The 16,491-nt window shown below is 70.1% G+C and carries 12 protein-coding genes; 6 read left to right on the forward strand and 6 right to left on the reverse strand.

The genetic code is table 11. The annotated features are described in order from the left end of the window. Positions 1-13: 13 nt before the first annotated feature. The gene (locus VF794_RS41825) at positions 14-124 is read left to right on the forward strand and encodes an ice-binding family protein (protein ID WP_414641005.1); all 111 of its coding nucleotides are present in this window, start codon (positions 14-16) and stop codon (positions 122-124) included. A gap of 77 nt (positions 125-201) precedes the next feature. Here VF794_RS41825 and VF794_RS35915 read toward each other — a convergent pair whose 3' ends face one another. Together VF794_RS35915 and VF794_RS35920 are read right to left on the reverse strand one after the other, a co-directional pair. Further along, complete coding sequence (locus tag VF794_RS35915; RefSeq protein ID WP_331117631.1) at positions 202-3,126, reverse strand: ATP-binding protein; 2,925 nt, start codon at positions 3,124-3,126, stop codon at positions 202-204. 178 nt (positions 3,127-3,304) lie between these two features. After that, the gene (locus VF794_RS35920) at positions 3,305-5,494 is read right to left on the reverse strand and encodes a fused MFS/spermidine synthase (RefSeq protein WP_331117632.1); all 2,190 of its coding nucleotides are present in this window, start codon (positions 5,492-5,494) and stop codon (positions 3,305-3,307) included. A gap of 39 nt (positions 5,495-5,533) precedes the next feature. Between VF794_RS35920 and VF794_RS35925 the strand changes: the two genes are divergently transcribed. After that, positions 5,534-6,670 (forward strand): hypothetical protein, encoded by a 1,137-nt coding sequence (locus VF794_RS35925; RefSeq protein ID WP_331117633.1) that lies wholly within the window; start codon positions 5,534-5,536, stop codon positions 6,668-6,670. Positions 6,671-6,691: 21 nt separating this feature from the next. On the opposite strand, the gene VF794_RS35930 is transcribed toward VF794_RS35925, so the two are convergent. Together VF794_RS35930 and VF794_RS35935 are read right to left on the reverse strand one after the other, a co-directional pair. Further along, positions 6,692-7,396 carry a metallophosphoesterase gene (locus VF794_RS35930; protein WP_331117634.1) on the reverse strand — a complete coding sequence of 235 codons (705 nt, stop codon included), beginning with the start codon at positions 7,394-7,396 and terminating at the stop codon, positions 6,692-6,694. Positions 7,397-7,466: 70 nt separating this feature from the next. Beyond that, positions 7,467-9,503, reverse strand: coding sequence for an ATP-binding protein (locus VF794_RS35935; RefSeq protein WP_331117635.1), 2,037 nt, complete (start codon positions 9,501-9,503; stop codon positions 7,467-7,469). 452 nt (positions 9,504-9,955) lie between these two features. Here VF794_RS35935 and VF794_RS35940 point away from each other — a divergent pair, with 452 nt between their 5' ends. Together VF794_RS35940 and VF794_RS35945 are read left to right on the forward strand one after the other, a co-directional pair. After that, complete coding sequence (locus VF794_RS35940; RefSeq protein ID WP_331117636.1) at positions 9,956-10,618, forward strand: RNA polymerase sigma factor; 663 nt, start codon at positions 9,956-9,958, stop codon at positions 10,616-10,618. 29 nt (positions 10,619-10,647) lie between these two features. Beyond that, complete coding sequence (locus tag VF794_RS35945; protein WP_331117637.1) at positions 10,648-11,835, forward strand: hypothetical protein; 1,188 nt, start codon at positions 10,648-10,650, stop codon at positions 11,833-11,835. Between the two features lie 9 nt (positions 11,836-11,844). On the opposite strand, the gene VF794_RS35950 is transcribed toward VF794_RS35945, so the two are convergent. Both VF794_RS35950 and VF794_RS35955 read right to left on the reverse strand, forming a co-directional pair. Then, positions 11,845-12,504: an oxidoreductase gene (locus tag VF794_RS35950; protein WP_331117638.1), complete on the reverse strand. Its 660-nt coding sequence runs from the start codon at positions 12,502-12,504 to the stop codon at positions 11,845-11,847. A 70-nt stretch (positions 12,505-12,574) separates the two neighbouring features. Further along, a complete protein-coding gene (locus tag VF794_RS35955; protein ID WP_331117639.1) occupies positions 12,575-13,045 on the reverse strand; it encodes a PaaI family thioesterase in 471 nt (156 codons plus the stop codon). A gap of 28 nt (positions 13,046-13,073) precedes the next feature. Between VF794_RS35955 and VF794_RS35960 the strand changes: the two genes are divergently transcribed. Next, positions 13,074-14,426 carry a hypothetical protein gene (locus tag VF794_RS35960; RefSeq protein ID WP_331117640.1) on the forward strand — a complete coding sequence of 451 codons (1,353 nt, stop codon included), beginning with the start codon at positions 13,074-13,076 and terminating at the stop codon, positions 14,424-14,426. Between the two features lie 116 nt (positions 14,427-14,542). Further along, the coding region (locus tag VF794_RS35965) for an ATP-dependent helicase (protein ID WP_331117641.1) at positions 14,543-16,491 on the forward strand (1,949 nt) is incomplete at its 3' end.

The following is a 16,491-nucleotide window of genomic DNA, read 5'->3' on the forward strand; positions in this document are numbered from 1 at the left end:
CGAGGGCGTCCTGCTGTGCAAGACGGACGTCACCCTGCAGACGGGGGCGACGATGAACGGCCGCCTCCTCTCCCAGACGCAGGTGGCCCTTCAGCAGGCCACGGTGACGCAGCCCGCGCCGTAAGGCTCCACGGCGCTGAAGTCTTCTGGGGGCGGGTCCGAGTCTTGGACCCGCCCCCTTCGTCTTGCGGTCTACAACCTCTAGTTCATGGACGTGCCCGGGCTTCCCCCCCGGCCATCGAGCGGCAGGTGGATGTGGAAGGTCGCTCCACCGCCCGGGGTGTCCTCGACGCGGATGGCGCCCTGGTGGGCCTCCACCACCTGCCGTGTCACCCAGAGCCCCAGCCCGAGGCCCCCGTAGTTCCGCACCGAGACGGCCCGCTCGAAGCGCTCGAAGATGCGCGCCCGGTCGGCCGGAGGAATGCCGATGCCGTGGTCCACGACGGTCAGCACCACCGCGTTTCCCTCCGCTCGCAGGGAGAGCTCCACGGGGCGACCCTGGCCGAACTTCAAGGCATTCGACAGGAGGTGATGGACCACCTGCCCCATGCGGTCGGGGTCGAAGCTCCCCTCCAGGGGACTCTCGAGGCGCACCGCCAGCGGTGTCCCGAGGCGCCGGGCCTCCTCCTCGCTGGCGGCCACCACCTCGCTGACAATGGTCGCCAGGTCCACCTGCGTGGGCGTGAGCTGGAGGCGGCCGGTCGTGAGCTGGGACACGTCCAGCAGCAGCTCGATGAGCCTGGCCATCCGCCGGACGGAGCGGCGCGCCACCTTCAGCCGCTCGCCGATGTTGCCCTGCGACGCCTGGCGCAGGTCCCGCTCCATGGCGCTGAGGTTGAGCTGGAAGGCGGCGAGCGGCGTCTTCAGCTCGTGGGAGGCGACGGACAGGAAGTCATCCCGCGCCTGCACGGCCTCCACGAGCTTCTCCACATGGGCCCGCTCCCGGGCCACCTCGCGGCGCATCCGGACCCGCTCCAGGTGGGACTTCACCCGGGCGAGCAGCTCGCGGGCGGAGAAGGGTTTGATGAGGTAGTCGTCCGCGCCGGAGGCGAGTCCCTCGAGGGTGGCCTCCTCGCCGGCACGGGCCGACAGCAGGAGGATGGGCAGCTCCTTGGTATGGGGAGCGGCCCGGAGCGCGCGCAGCAGGCCCACGCCGTCCAGGCGCGGCATCATCACGTCCGAGAGCACGAGGTCCGGCGGGTGGGCCAGCGCCGACTCCAGGGCCACCTGTCCGTCCGGCGCCGTCTCCACCTCGAAGTGGGGAGACAGCACCCGGCGGATGTAGTCGCGCATGTCCGCGTTGTCGTCCGCGAGCAGCACCCGCTCCCGGGTCAGGTCCGTAGCGGCGGGCGACGCGGTCAGGTGGGGGGCCTCCCGCGCAGGGGCGTCCTCCACGGTCCATCTCCGGGCCTCCTCGACATAGGGGGGGGCGCCCGTCGCGGTGGACTCCAGCAGACGCGGCGCGCGGAGGTGCTCGGCGGGCAGGTGCGCGGAGCCGAAGGGCAGCTCGAGGGTGAACGTCGTTCCCTCGTCCTCGGTGCTGTGGACGTGAACGGTGCCCCCGTGCAGCTTCACCAGCTCCCGCACCAGGGACAGGCCGATGCCCGTGCCCTCGTGCGTCCGGGAGCGCGTGTCCTTCACCCGGTGGAAGCGCTCGAAGATGCGCGGCAGCTCCGAGGCGGGAATGCCCGTGCCCGTGTCCCGCACCTCCAGGAGGGCGTGCCCGTCCCGCTCCCGGGTCCGGACCGAAATTCCTCCCCGGAAGGTGAACTTGAAGGCGTTGGAGACGAGGTTGAGGACGACCTTCTCCCACAAATCCCGGTCCAGGTAGACGGGCTGGGAGAGTGGGGGACAGTCCACGGTGAAGGTCAGTCCCGCCCGCTCCACCGCCGAGCGGAAGCTGCTCGCGAGGTCCGCGGACAGCGCGGAGAAATCCGCGGGCGCGTAGCTGGCGTCGATCCGCCCCGCCTCCAGGCGGGAGAAGTCGAGCAGCGAGTTGACGAGCCGCAACAGCCGCCCCGCGTTGCGGTGGATGAGCTCGAGCTCGGAGTGGGCGGCTTGCGGCAGCGAGCCCGCGCGTCCCGTGAGCAGATCCTCCAGGGGCCCCAGCATCAGCGCCAGCGGGGTGCGGAACTCGTGGCTGATGTTGCTGAAGAAGGTCGTCTTGGCCCGGTCGAGCTCGGCCAGGGCCTCGGCGCGCCGCCGCTCCTCCTCGTAGGCCTGGGCATTGCGCAGCGCCACCGACACCTGGCCCACCAGCAACTCGTAGAAGGAGCGGTAGCCCTCGTCGAGCGCGCGGTTGGGGCTCAGCCCCGCCACCAGGACGCCGAGTGGCGCCGACTGCCCGGAGGAGGCGATGGGTATCACCAGCGCCGAGCGGACTGGATCCTTCCACGGGCCACCCGTCAGTGAGAGCCGGCGTTCCACCTCCTCGAGGAGGAACGTCTCTCCACCCGCCGCCCGACTCAAACCCCAGACGTCCTCGTCATTACCCTCCAGCTCCACCTCCAACCCGACGGCGCCAGAGCGCGTGAGCGTGCCGTCCGGGCCACGCAGGTAGAGGAGCGCGAAGGGCACATCCAGCGGGTGCTCGGAGATGGCGGCGACGAGAGCATCGCAGGTCCGCTCGACGCTCCGCCTCTCTCCGCCCCGGGAGACCAGGTCCCGCAGGAGGCGCAGCCGCCGCTCGCTGAGCACCTGCTCGGTCACCTCGCTACAGACGCCGAGCATGCCGACGATTCGACCCTCGTCGTCCTCGGCGGGGGCGTGGGAGACACTGAAATAGGACTCCTCGCGGTAGCCGCTCCGCTCCAGGAGGAGCAGCAGGGCCGGGGTCCAGTTGGCCACGCCGGTGGCCATCACCTGCTGGACCATCGGGCCGAGCGTGTCCCAGGCCTCGGCGAGGGTGATGCGGATGTCGATGCCGAGCGCCGCCGGGTGCTTGTCGCCGATCAGCTTCGAGTAGGCATCGTTGTAGAACTGGGTGAGGGACGGGCCCCAGGTGAGCACCATGGGATAGCGCGACGCGAGGAGCGTCCGGACGAGCGCCTTGAGGCTCTGGGGCCAGGACTCCACCGGACCGACCGGGGTGGAGGCCCAGTCATGGGCGCGGAGCCGGGCGTGCATTTCACTGGGGCCTGTGAACATTGCTCCTGAGGGATGTGCCGGGTGGGTCTTGCTCCAACTCCTATGACATCCAACGAGTTGGCACGGGAAAAACACTTTTCCGAGGGGCCAGAATTCGGCGGTGGGCCTGACAGGCAGGCCCGGGCCTCGTGGCCGGTGAGGGGCGCGGGCAGGGGACTCAGGGCCCGGCGGGTGCGGCGACCGGAAGGGGAGCCTCGGCCGGCGCCTCGCGGATGCCCTGGTAGCTCACCCCGAGCACCCGGAGCACCTGGATCAGGCTGCTGCGCTCGTCCGTCCACCGCACCCGCGGGGGCTCGGTGAGAGCCACGCGCTCCACCCGCTTGCCCTCGCGCAGGAAGGTGTCCCCTCGGGAGAAGCTCGCGTCCGGGCTGAGCAGCATCCAGACGCTGGCGCTCGTGTCTCCCTTGAGCGGCGTCAGCACCCGCGCGGCGTGGAGGTCGAAGTTCCGCGCGTGCGCCAGGGCGACGGGCAGCAGATCCAGGTGCAGGTTGCTGATGTGCAGCGCCAGCACGCCCCCGGGCGCCAGGTGCCGCCGGTAGACGTCCATCGCCTCCTCGGTGAACAGGTGGACGGGGATGGAGTCCGCGCTGAACACATCCACCGCGAGCACATCGAAGCCCTGTGGCTGTCCGCGCTCCAGCTCCTGCTCGAGCTGGAGCCGCGCATCCCCCTCCACCACCTCCACCCGGGCCGGCGTGTCGCGCAGGAAGGAGAAGTAGCCGCCCTCGCCCCGCGCCAGGGCGATGACCTGGGGGTCGATCTCATAGAAGCGCATCGAGTCCCCGGCGCGCCCCATGGCGGCCGTCGCCCCCACGCCGAGCCCCAGCACGCCCATGCGCAGCGAGGAGGGCCGTCCCGCGGCCTCCCGGAGTCGCCGTTGCTCGGTGATCGCGAGGCCCAGTCCACCCTCGGGGGTGTAGTAGGCCGTGGGCATCATCCGCCGCTCCGGCGCGCCGTACTGGTAGCCGTGCAGGATGATGCCATGGCGCAGCATGTACACGTGCTCCTGGCTGCCCCGGTTCGGCGTCTCCGACACCTGCAACACGCCGAAGAAGCCGCGCCAGGACGCCAGCTCGCGACGGGTGTCCGACATCGCCAGCCCGAGGCCACCGGCCACGAGCAGCAACAGCAAGGCCGGCACGAAGCGGAGCACGGCCCGGGAGACCGTCTCCCCCGCGGAGCGACGCAGCAGCAGCAGGGCCGCCAGCAGACAGCAGGCGATGAGCGTGAGCGGGTACTCCAGGTACGAGCGGAAGAGGCGCGGGGCCAGCAGGTGGACGAAGCCACCGCCGAGCACGCCTCCCGCGGACACCCACAGGTAGAAGGCGCCGAGGTGGCGCGGCGAGGGCCGCAGCCGGTACAGCTCCCCATGGCACAGCAGGGCGCCCGAGAAGAGGGCCCCCGAGTGCACGAGCACCTGCAAGGGCAGGGGGAAGTTCGTTCCCTTGTAGATGGCGTTCGTCACTCCGCCCACCGCCAGCAGCATCAGCAGGGCGGTGAGGGGGCGTGAGTAGAGGGCCTCGCGCTCGAAGGCGATGATGAAGGTGAGCAGGTACAGGGCCAGCGGCAGCACCCAGACGAAGGGCCCGGCCGACACATCCTGTGAGAGCTGGTTCGTCGTGCCCAGCAGCAGCACCGAGGCGCCCGCGCTCAGTCCCAGCCACGAGAGGGTGCGCCCAACGCCCGGTGAAGGGGCTTCACCTTGCTCCGCGGGTCGCGCCTCCGCTGGCCCGTCCCCGAGGCGCAGCAGGCCCAGGGCACAGGCCGCGCAGCCCGCGGCGAAGAAGAGGAAGCCCGCCGCCCATAGCCACGACTGCACACCCCGGCCCAGGGTGGGCTCGACGAGGAGGGGGTAGGCCAGCAGGGCCAGCAGCGAGCCCGTGTTGGAGAGGGCATAGAGCCGGTAGGGCGAGACGCCGGGCCGCACGCGGCTGAACCAGCTCTGGAGCAGCGGCGCGGTGGTGGACAGCGTGAAGAAGGGCAGGCCGAGGGTGGCCGCCAGCAGGGCGAGCAGCCGGGTGGTGGAGATGCCCTCGGCGGCGCCGGGGCGCCACTCCGGTCCGGGAGCCACCGGCGAGCCCGCCAGCAGCGCGCGTCCGGCCAGCACCGCCACCGTTAGCCCCAGCAGCCCCAGGTGCACCTGGGCCTGTCGCCTCGGGGTGAGCCAGCGGGTGCTGACGTACGAGTAGGCATAGCCCCCCAGGAGCATCGCCTGGAAGAAGAGCATGCACGTCGTCCACACGGCCGGCGTGCCGCCGAACCAGGGCAGCGCGTACTTTCCCGCGAGCGGCTGCACGCCGAAGAGCAGGAAGGCGCCGAGGAAGAGGGTGGCGGCGTAGATGGGCATGGCGCCCGTAGTCTATGCTGAAGCCAGCCCCGCCCAGCCATGGCCCAGCCCTCGCTCCTTCCCGCCCCCTCGCCTGCTCCCGCGGGTTCCGCGCCGCTCTCGCCGGTGCCCGCTCCCGCGCGGGTGAAGTCGTCCTTCATCGTCGGGCCGCTGTACGATGGGCTGTTCTTCATCTTCAGCCCGTTGCTGGCGCTCCTGCTGGGGTGGGTCCTCTCCCCCGTTCACAACAACGGCGACACCATCTCGTTCTTCGGTTCGCCGGTGAGCCTCATCAGCCTGGCCTCCACCAGCTTCATCCATGCTCACCTGTTCGCGGTGTTCTTCCGCAGCCACGGCAACCAGGACGTCTTCCGTCGGTTCCCGTGGCGCTTCACCGTGGTGCCCCTCGTCGTCCTCGCCGCGCAGGTGGCCTCGCCCTGGCTGCTGATGTTCGGCTTCGTCGTGGCCGTCATCTGGGACGTGTACCACTCGAGCATGCAGAACTTCGGGCTGGGCCGCATCTACGACATGAAGCGCGGGGCCGACCCGCAGGTGGGCCGTACCCTCGACATCTGGATGAGCCACGTCCTCTACATCGGGCCCATCCTGTCCTCCAGCGTGACGCTGGCGGTCCACCTCGAGGCCTTCAAGAAGCTCAACCGCGTGGGCAGCCACCTCTTCGACGTCGTCCCGCTGTGGGGCTCGAAGTACCAGTGGATGCTCGCCAGCGGCATGCTGGGCGCGGGGGTGACCTACACCGCCTACTACATCTTCTCGTATGTGCGACTCGCCCGCCGCGGCGTGCCGGTGTCGAAGCAGAAGGTGATGCTGTATGCGTCCACGGCCCTGGTGAGCTTGCTGGGCTGGGGCTTCAACTCCTTCGGTGAGGGCTTCCTCATCGTCAATTTCTTCCACGCGTTGCAGTACTTCGCCATCGTGTGGTGGGCGGAGCAGGAGAACCTGCCGCGCCTCTTCCGCGTCGAGGGCCGGCGCTGGGCGAAGCCCTCGGCCCTGTTCCTCTTCCTCTTCGTCTCGCTGCTCTACGGCGTGCTGCTCGGCTTCGGCTACAGCTACCTCGCGCCCAAGGGCCTGGCGCTCAGCACCACCATGGCGCTCGTCAGCACGGTGGCGCTGATGCACTTCTGGTACGACGGCTTTGTCTGGAGCGTGCGCAAGAAGGCCGTGCCGGCCGCTTGAACCGCCGCGTCGGTCGGAGGCTCACGAGAACACGTTCACGTCCCCGTGCACGGGGATCAGGGCCACGTCCTTGCCGCCCCGGTACGTGCGCCGCGCGGGCACCGAGACGAGCTCCCACGTGGGTAGCACCACCGCCGTGAGCGAGCGGCCGTAGACGCACCCCGTGTCGATGCCCACCGCGTGCTCGGTGACGAGCGGTCGGTCGAACACGGTGTGTCCGAAGATGACGCGCTCGGGCCCCTTCCAGTAGTGCGTCCAGAAGCGGTAGTCGGCGGGGGCCTTGGAGGGCCAGAAACTCTTGCGCTCCGGGGGCCTCACGCACTGCGCATGCAGCAGGTGGTAGGCGTCCTGCTCCTCGATGGCCTTGCCGGGCAGCACTCCGGCGTGGACGACGACGGCGGTGTGCTCGGGCAGGCGGATGAAGTGGGGCAGGGTGGCGAAGTAGTCGAGGTGCTCGGGGCCGAGGGCCTGCCGCGTCTCCAGATGATCCGGGAGCAGATCGGCGTCCTCGCGGCGGCGCTGCTGGAGGTGCTTCTCCTCGTGGTTGCCGAGGATGGACTCGTGCTGCATGGCCAGCTCGACGCACTCGCGGCGCTTGGGGCCGCGGTCGACCAGGTCACCCGTGAAGATGATCCGGTCACTCGAGGTGGCGCCCACCCGATCGAGCAGCTCCAGGGCCTCGTCGTGGCACCCGTGAAGGTCTCCGATGATGATGGTGCGGGACATGATGATGCTTTCCTTGAAGTCTTGATCCGCGCCCAGGGACGGGTGGAGGCCGCCACTCCTGACAGCGCGTTCACCGGGGCAGGTCGATGATGAAGGTGGACCCCTTGCCCAGGCAGCTCTCCACGCGGATGCCGCCGCCCAGGGCCTCCACGATGCTGCGGGCGATGTAGAGCCCCAGCCCCAGGCCTCCATAATGTCGGTCGGACACGGCCCGCTCGAACTTGCCGAAGATGCGCTCCTGGGCCTCCGGGGGGATGCCGATACCTTCGTCGCGCACCACCAGCCGCACACGGTCCTCCACCACCTCCACGCGCGCCAGGATGGGGCGGCCGGCACCATAGCGGATGGCGTTGGAGAGCAGGTTGGTGACGACCTGCTCCAGCCGCAGCCGGTCCCACCGGCCGGGCGCCCGCGTCTCGCCCTCCACCCGCAGCTCCGAGCCCGCCCGGGCCGCCTCGGGAGCGAACCACGTTGCCACTTCGCCCACCAGTTCGGCGAGATCCATGTCCGTCGGCTCCAGCTTCAGCTTCCCCTGGGAGAGGCGGCTGACGTCGAGCAGCGCGTTGATGAGCGTGGCCATCTTGCGGATCTGCCGCTGGGCGACCTCCACGTGACGGAGGAGTCGCTCGGAGCCGGCCTCTCCCGCCCGTTGCTGGAGTTCCCGGGTCAGGGTGGTGAGCTTGAGGTGCAGGGGCGTGAGGGGCGTCTTCAGCTCGTGCGAGGCCACCGAGAGGAATTCATCGCGCAGCTGCACCGCGAGCTGGGCCTCCCGGTAGAGGCGCGCGTTGTCCACCGCGAGCGCGGCCCGGCGTGCCAGATCCTCCGCGAGGAGCCGGGCCTCCGCGTCATGGTGCTGACCCGGGCGGCAATAGACCAGGGAGAGCACCCCGAACGTACGGCCGCGGGCATGCAGGGGCACCATCAGCGCGGAGGTGACGCCCACGTTGCGGAGGAGCTCCAGGTGCTGTCTGTCCACGGCGTACCGGGCGAAGATCTCTTCCGGGATGTGGGTGAGGTGCGAGGTGTGCCCGGTGCGGATGACGGTCCCCGGTCCGCACGGCGCGTCATGCCGCGGGGGGTAGCGCCGGGCCAGCTCCCACGTCAGCTCCGCCCGGGCCGGGTCCACGTGGGCCACCGCCAGCCGGCGCAGGGTGCCGTCCGACTCGACGATGTCCAGCGAGCAGCCGTCTCCGAGGTACGGCACGGCGCGCTGCACCACGTGGGCGAGCGTGGCCTCGTAATCGAGCGAGCTGGCCAGGGTCTCGCTCACCGAGGCGAGGAAGCTCTGGTGGAGCTCGGCGCGGTGGAGCGCCGTGATGTCGGTGATGAAGCCCTCCAGCATCTGGAACTCGCCCCGGGCCCCGTGGATGGCCACCCCGCGCTCCCAGACCCAGCGCTCCTCACCGCTCCGTGTGCGAATCCGGTAGGTGAGGGTGAAGGGGGTCCGGGCCTCGACCGCCGCCTGGACCTCCTCCCAGACCTTCTGGGCGTCTTCGGGGTGGATCAGCTCGTCCCAGAGCATGCGCCGCTCGGTGAAGTCCTCGGGGGTGTAGCCGGTGAGCGGCAGAACACCCGGGCTGGCATAGGACACGGGGAAGCCCGGCTCGTTCTCGCAGCGGTAGGCCATGCCCGGCAGATTCCCCAGCAGGGTGCTCAGGACACGCTCGCTCTCACGCGCGATCGCCTCGGCGTGCTCGGCCCGATCGAGCGCCTCGCGCATCGCCCGCTCGCGGCGGTGCAACTCGATGAACATCCCCACCTTGGCGCGCAGGACGTCCGGGTGGAGGGGCTCCAGAAGGCAGTCCACCGTCCCCAGCCCATAGGCGCGCAGCAGACTCGCCTCGTCACAGGAATTCTCTCCGAGGAGCAGGAGGGGGAGGTGCGGGGCTCGTTCATGGTCGCGCAGGCGCTGGGCCGTCTTGAAGCCCAGCTCCCAACCTTGACGCGCATCGACGAGGACGCAGGCCAGGGGCTCCTCGAAGCGCGCGAGGAGCTCCTCGCTCCAGGGGCTGGCCACCTGGACCGGTTGGCCGAGGGGCGCCAGCATCCCCTTCAGCTCTTCCAGCTCCGCGCCCGGAACTCCCACGACCAGGAGGGTCGTGGTCATCTCTTCCGTCCAGGGACCCCCTGCGTCCGATGGGGGCCTGTCGACATCCGTGTGGCCTCCCCACATCCCTGCTCTCCTTCACCCGCTGTCTTACAAAGGTGACATCTCGGCAACCGTTTGCACCGGCCCTGTCGTCCGCCCCCTCTGGTGCTTGGGCGAGGCGGGGCCAGCCGGTGCGCCCCGGGTCGCTCGGAGGCAACCCTGCTTGGCGGCACCACTCCTGGAAAAACCAGGAAAAAATGGGCCGGAAAATCTCCGTCAGGAATCCCACGGGTGTTCCGTCCTTGCCTTCCAGACGCCCTCCGCATGCCCTTTGTCGGACATCCGGAGTCCGTGTCATCGAGAGGCTGCCTTCGGATGCCGTCGTGCTACCTTGACCGCCCGTTTCACCGAACCCCACCCTGCCCAGGTGGGGGGCTCGTGCCTCCCGGCGGCTCTCCGAGGTCCTTCCGGTGTTCGACGATCTCACGGATGACGAACTGTTCTCTGAGGTGCTCCAGCGCCGCTCCACGGGTGAGCCCGTGGGCGCCCCGCTCGGCGCGCTGTGCGAGCGTTGGGCCCGGCCGGCCCGCTACGTCATCTCCAAGATCCAGGCCAGCTACGGTCGCGGCTCCCCGGCGGACGCGGACGAGCTCTACCAGGACGCCGTCGGCAAGTTCCTCGACCGCGGCCTGGACCAGTTCCGCGGCGTCTCCGAGCAGATGCCCGGGCGCAGCGCGTCTCCCAAGACGTTCTTCCTGCGCATCGTCAAGCACGTCGCCATCGACTTCTACCGGCGCCAGCGCGAGGACCTCGCTCCGGCCTCGGCCAACGCCGACGACGCTCCGGAGGAGTCGCCCGCCGACACGATTCGCGCGGTGGAAGCCTCACGGCGCACCCAGGAGCGCACCGAGTCCCAGGAACTCTACTGGAGGGCCTTCGAGCGCCTCCAGCAGGAGCACCCCAAGGAGGCCGGGGCCTGGGAGCTGTACCACCACCAGGACGTCGAGGATCACGAAGAATGTGCCCGGCGCCTGAACATCAGCGTGGTCAATTCGTACAAGCGCGTCAGCCGCGCGCAGTCCTACTTGCGGCTCTATCTGCTCGACCTCATGCAGGAGGGCGGGCAGGAGTGAGCCCCATGTACCCGGAGGAGGGTACCCGTATGGCCGATGCACTCTCTCGTTATCAGTCCCGGCGTGAGCAGCTCACCCGGGGTGGGGCTTCCAAGGACGGTTCGCTCGAGCTGGTGGGGGACGTCCTCCGGCGCGGCGAGCGGTTGGGCCGGGAGGGGGTGGAGCAGGCACTCCGGGGGTTGAGCCGCACGGACATCGACACCTGGCTCCGGACGCAGAAGCCCGAGGCCCTCCAGCCCGCGCTGCTGCGCGCCGCCGAGGAGGCCGCCGAGGTGGCCCTCGCGGAGGAAGGAGCGGAGGCCGAGCTGTGGCGTACCTCCTCGCTGGATGGGCTCACCGCGCGGGACCGGGCCGAGTCCGCCGCCCGTGCCATCGGCGAGTGGGAATCACTTCATGGGCCGCTGGAGGGCGAAACGGCCTCGAGGTTGAAAGCGTTTCGCGAGGGCCTCGGACGTCTGGACGCCGCGCTCCGCCCGAAGGCCCGCTGGTTCATTCCCCTCAACCCGCAGCGCAGAGCCGAGCGCGACGTGCTCGATGCCGCCGAGCGCGCCCAGGCCTGGTGGTTCACCGACCGCGCCGAGTGTGACGACTTCCTCGCCGCGCCGGGCAATCAGCCCGAGCAGCCGAGTCCCCACCTGGCGAGTTGTCCGGACTGTCGCGAGGACCTCTCGCGTACCGCCACGGTCGAAGCTCCCCCCAAGAAGCGCCATCCGGAGCACCTGGGAGAAGACGAGCTCTGGCGCTTCGACATGGGGATGATGTCCGCCAAGGAGCTGGCGTGGGTGGATCGCCACACGCAGGACTGTCTGGATTGCGCACAGGCCATCTGGGCCCTGGAAGAGGGGGACGCGGCGATTGAGCAGGCGCTTCAGGCGCGCGAGCAGTCCGCCCCCGCGGTCCGTGGCTCCCGCGCCGCCGAGCCCGCGCGCAGGCCCGGAGCCGCGCGCCATCCCGAGCAGCGTGAAGTCCTGGAGGAGCGGCGGGAGTTCCGCGTGGTGCTCGTGCGAGAGCGCCAGCGGGCCCGGCTCCTGGTGCAACCGCTCGTCAGTCGGGCCGTGACAGCGGCGGTGTTCCTCGCCCCCGGCAAGCCCTCCCTCAAACCCCAGCAAGGCCCGGAAGGTCTCGAGTTCGAGCTCGGCACCGCTGGCGGTCGCACCGCCCACCTCATGGTTCGGGTGGGCAACAACGAGATCTTCGAGCGGGACTTCTCCTTCTAGTCGCCAGCGTTACTGGCCGAGCCGCTGCAACTCTCCCGACGGAGCCACCTTCACCCCCTGGGGTGCCTCGCGTGCGAGGGCGAGCATCGCCCGCGCGACGGTGCGAGCCTCGATGGGGCGGCTGGCGAAGGGACGCAGCAACGGCGCGAGCACCCGCGAGGCCACGATGGCCGCGTGCTCGCCCGGACGGCTCTCCGCGCGCTCGCCCAGCAGCAGCGACGGCTGGAGGATGACGAGCGACTCGAAGCCCTGGCCCTTGAGGTGCTCCTCCACCTCGCCCTTCACCCGGTTGTAGAAGACACGGGAGCCCGGGTCCGCGCCGAGCGCCGTCACCACCAGGAAGCGCCGGGCACCCGCCCGCTTCGAGGCTTGGGCGAAGGCCAGCACGGCGTCGTGATCCACGGCGCGGAAGGCCTCCTGGCTCCCGGCCTTCTTGATGGTGGTGCCCAGACAGCAGAAGGCATCGTCGGCGGGGGGAAGCGCCTCGTCCCCTAGCCGGGCGAAGTCCACGGTGCGCTGGATGAGCTTCGGGTGCTGCTTCGGCAGTGGGCGGCGGCCCAGGGAGAGGACCTCCCGGTACAGCGTCTCCTCGAGCAGCGCGTCGAGCAGGATGCCTCCGACGAGCCCGCTCGCTCCGGCCACGACGGCGGTGCGCGGTTGTGTTTCCATGCGCCGGATGCTCAGCACATCCCGAGCACTGGCGCCAGGGGTGGTGTCGCGCGGCCAACTCGCGCGTATGTCAGCTGATGGCCGGGCTGTGCCCCGAGGCCCACTTCATCCGGGACAACTTCACCACGCCCTGGCAGCGGGCACAAACCTGGCCCTGGGCGTCATACATCCGGGCGGAGGCGAAGAGGGTGGAGGTGCCGACCGAGTCGATGGTGGCCTCGGCGCGCGCGACGTCGCCCAGCACGGGCCGCTCGAAGCTCATGGAGAGCTGCATGGTGGCGGCGCGGCGGGTGGGATCCTTCAGGGCGGCGGTGCAGCCGATCGCGTAGTCGAACAGGGCGGCGATGACGCCCCCGTTGATGGCGGAGGTGCCCAGGCCCCCCCGGTGCTCGGGGCGGACCTCGGGCAGGGTGATGACGACCTTCTCTCCTTGGGGGAAGCTCAGCCGCGCACCGAGGAGCCGCATCGTCTGGCTCTGGGTGAAGTGCTCGGCGTATAGATCGAGCTGCTCCTGGGTAGGGCGGGTCTCGGCTTCGGACATGGCGCGACTCTACGGTAGAAAGTGCTTCATGCCTCGCTTGCCGCGTCTCCTCCCGTTCGTCGTGCTGGCCATGTCCGGGTGCCAGGGTCTCCGGGGGTGTGGTTCCTCCGAGTCGGCGCACCAGGTGTCGGCCGCCTCGACGCCAGATGCCTCCACTCCGAGTGTGGCTCCCCCGCCTCCCGAGGCACGCTACGCGAGGAACTGGCTGGTCATCCTCCACTCCTCGCCCACGCCGGGTGAGGGGACGGAGGTGTTGGAGGCCTTGAAGAAGACGGGGCTGCCCGCGGAGCCGAGCCGGTTGTCCAGCAACGCATTCCGGAGCTTGAGGCCCTGCCTGGAGGTGGTGGTGGCGCACGCCTTCGCGGACAAGGCGAAGGCGGAGGGCTTCCAGAAGCGGTTGGCGGAGGCGGGGGTGGGGGCGTACGTGAAGAACGCCGGGCCGTTGGATCCCGATCGCGAGCGCAAGGAGGCCACGTGCCGCGCCGAGGCCCAGGCCGTCGCCGCGCGCGTGGAGGCCCAGCGGCTCGAGGTAGCGCCCCGCCTCGTGGAGGTGCACGCCGGGCGCACCTTCATGCTGCTGGGGAAGGCGGGTGACAACGTGGGACTCACGCCGGTGGACGAGGGCCGGAGGCTGTGGATGGCACCCGCCGAGAAGGACCCCACCGACCAGTTCGCGCAAGGGGACACCGTGGACCTCTACGGAGCGGCGGGGCGTCTCCAGTCGGGGTGCGCGGTGACGGGGTTCGCGTGGATCAACCGGGGCGTGCCGCACTCCGGCTACTTCCAGCGGGAGCCGCCTTCCAACGAGCCGGGCTGCGGCCGGGCGTGGGCCTTCGCCGAGCTGGACTGCGGGATGACGCCGAGCGACCTGTCCTTCGCGCTGCCCGTGGGCACGAAGGCGCCGGTGTTCTTCACGCTCGAGTCGCCCTCCACCGAGGAGGTGGCCGACCAGGAGAGCGAGCTTCGGCGGTCCGCCCGCTTCGCCACGCTGCGCTCCGAGGGCTCCGTCCGGGCGGAGCAGGTGCAGGAGAAGCTCCAGGAGGACGTGAGGGCGACCCGCTACTCCGCGCGGGAGGGGGAGCATCACGTCGTCTTCACGGTGGCGCACTTCATCACGGGCGAGGGCAACTCGGCGTGCGGCTCGGACTACAACGAGCAACTCACGCGGGCGGTGGTGCGGGGGCCCGGTGGCGAGCAACGGGTGCTGACGGCGAGCGACCTGAACGGGGACGAGGTCGCGGGGGTGATGGACCTGGAGGGAGACGGGCAGGTGGAAGTGCTCCTGCACGCCTCCTGGCCCGCACAGCGGGTGCGGCTGATCCGCGAGGACGGCACCGAGTTGGCGGGGACGGCCGTGGAGAACTGCGACTCCGGGTGTTGAGACCCCTCGGGAGAGGTTTCCCGGCAGGGCAGGCGGGCGAGGGCCACCGTGGAACGTCCTTCCCGGCGGGCGGAAACTCGTTACAAGCAGGGTTTGCCTCTAGAAAAACACCTGCCTTGAACGCCGACGAACTCCTCAAAGACCTGAACGCGCCCCAGAAGGAAGCTGTCCTCCATGGGGATGGTCCGCTCCTCGTGCTGTCCGGCGCGGGCAGCGGCAAGACGCGCGTCATCACCCGCCGGGTGGCCCACCTCGTCCAGATGCGTGGGGTGCTGCCCTGGCGCATCCTCGCCGTCACCTTCACCAACAAGGCCGCGCGTGAGATGCGGGAGCGGCTCGCCCAGCTCCTCGGCAACCAGGCGCACGAGCTGGTGGTGAGCACCTTCCACTCCTCGGCGTCGATGATTCTGCGCCGTGTCCTCCGGGACGAGTCGGTGGCGTCGGTGGTGGGGCTCACCCCCTCGTTCGTCATCTACGACGATGGGGACCAGCTCCAGCTCATCAAGCGCGCCATGCGCGAGGTGCGGGTGGATCCGGTGATGCAGCCGCGGGAAATCCTCCACCGCATCGATCAGGAGAAGAACGCCGCGCGCCTGCCGGACGAGATGGTGGTCGACACGGAAGACCTGCGCGGGATGGTGGTGCAGAAGACCTACCGTGCCTACCAGCGGCTGCTGCTCGCGGCGAACGCGGTGGACTTCGGCGACCTGCTCCTCATGCTGGTGGCGCTCTTCCGCAAGCGCCCGGACGTGCTGGACCAGTACCGGCGGCGCTTCCAGCACATCCTGGTGGACGAATTCCAGGACACCAACCCGGTGCAGTACGAGCTGCTGCGCCTGCTGGCCCCGCCGGAGCGGCGGCCCAACCTGGTGGTGGTGGGCGATGACGATCAGTCCATCTACCGCTGGCGTGGGGCGAGCGTGGACAACATCCTCTCCTTCCCGGAGCACTTCCCCGGGGCACGGGTGGTGAAGCTCGAGCAGAACTACCGCTCGGACCAGGTCATCCTGGACGCGGCGCACGCGGTCATCGCGCGCAATACGCGGCGCATGGCGAAGAAGCTGTGGAGCGAGCGGCCCAAGGGCGAGAACCTCCAGCTCTTGATGAATCGGGACGAGCGCGCCGAGGCGCAGGACATCGCGCGCCGCATCCACGAGCTCCAGCGCGAGGGCTTCATCAAATACTCGGGGATGGCGGTCTTCTACCGGACGAACGCGCAGAGCCGCGTGCTGGAAGAGGCACTGCGGCTGGCGCGCGTGCCCTACACGCTGGTGAGCGGGCGCAGCTTCTATGATCGGGCCGAGGTGCGTGACGCGGCGGCCTACCTGCGCCTGATGGTGAACCCGCGCTCGGACGCGGACCTGCTGCGCATCATCAACACGCCAGCGCGCGGCATCGGCGACACCACGGTGGAGCGGTTGCAGGACTGGGCGATCCAGGCGGGGGTGAGCCTGTACGAGGCCACCGCGGCGCCCGAGCGCATCCAGGGCCTCAACACGGCGGCGGTGCGGCGGCTCACGGGCTTCCACGCGGTGGTGTCCTCGCTGCACGCCTTCGCCCAGGAGTCCAAGGACGCGGCGAGCGCGGTGGACCAGATGTTGAAGGACTCGCACCTGGTGGAGGCGCTCGTCACCGAGGGCAGCGAGGAGTCGCTCACCCGGGCGGAGAACCTGCGCGAGTTCCTGGGAGCGGCACAGGAGTTCGACCTCAACCGGGCGGCGGCGGCGGTGGCGGCGGCCTCGGTGGGTGATGAGGAGGGAGAGGAGGCCGCGGCACCACCCGCGCCGGAGGACGAGGGCCTGGACACCTCGCCACTGACCGCGGACGTGCCGGCGCTCAATGCCTTCCTGGAGCAGATCAGCCTGGTGGGCGAGGCGGACGCGGACGTGGGAGAGGGCCGGGTGGCGCTGATGACGCTGCACGCGGCGAAGGGACTCGAGTTCGACGCGGTGTTCATCACGGGCATGGAGGACGGGGTCTTCCCGCACCAGCGCTCGCTGGCGGCGGATGACCCGGACGGGGAGGAGATGGCCGAGGAGCGGCGGCTCTGCTACGTGGGCTTCAC

The sequence above is a fragment of the Archangium sp. genome (assembly GCF_036389735.1).
Taxonomy (GTDB): Bacteria; Myxococcota; Myxococcia; order Myxococcales; family Myxococcaceae; genus Archangium.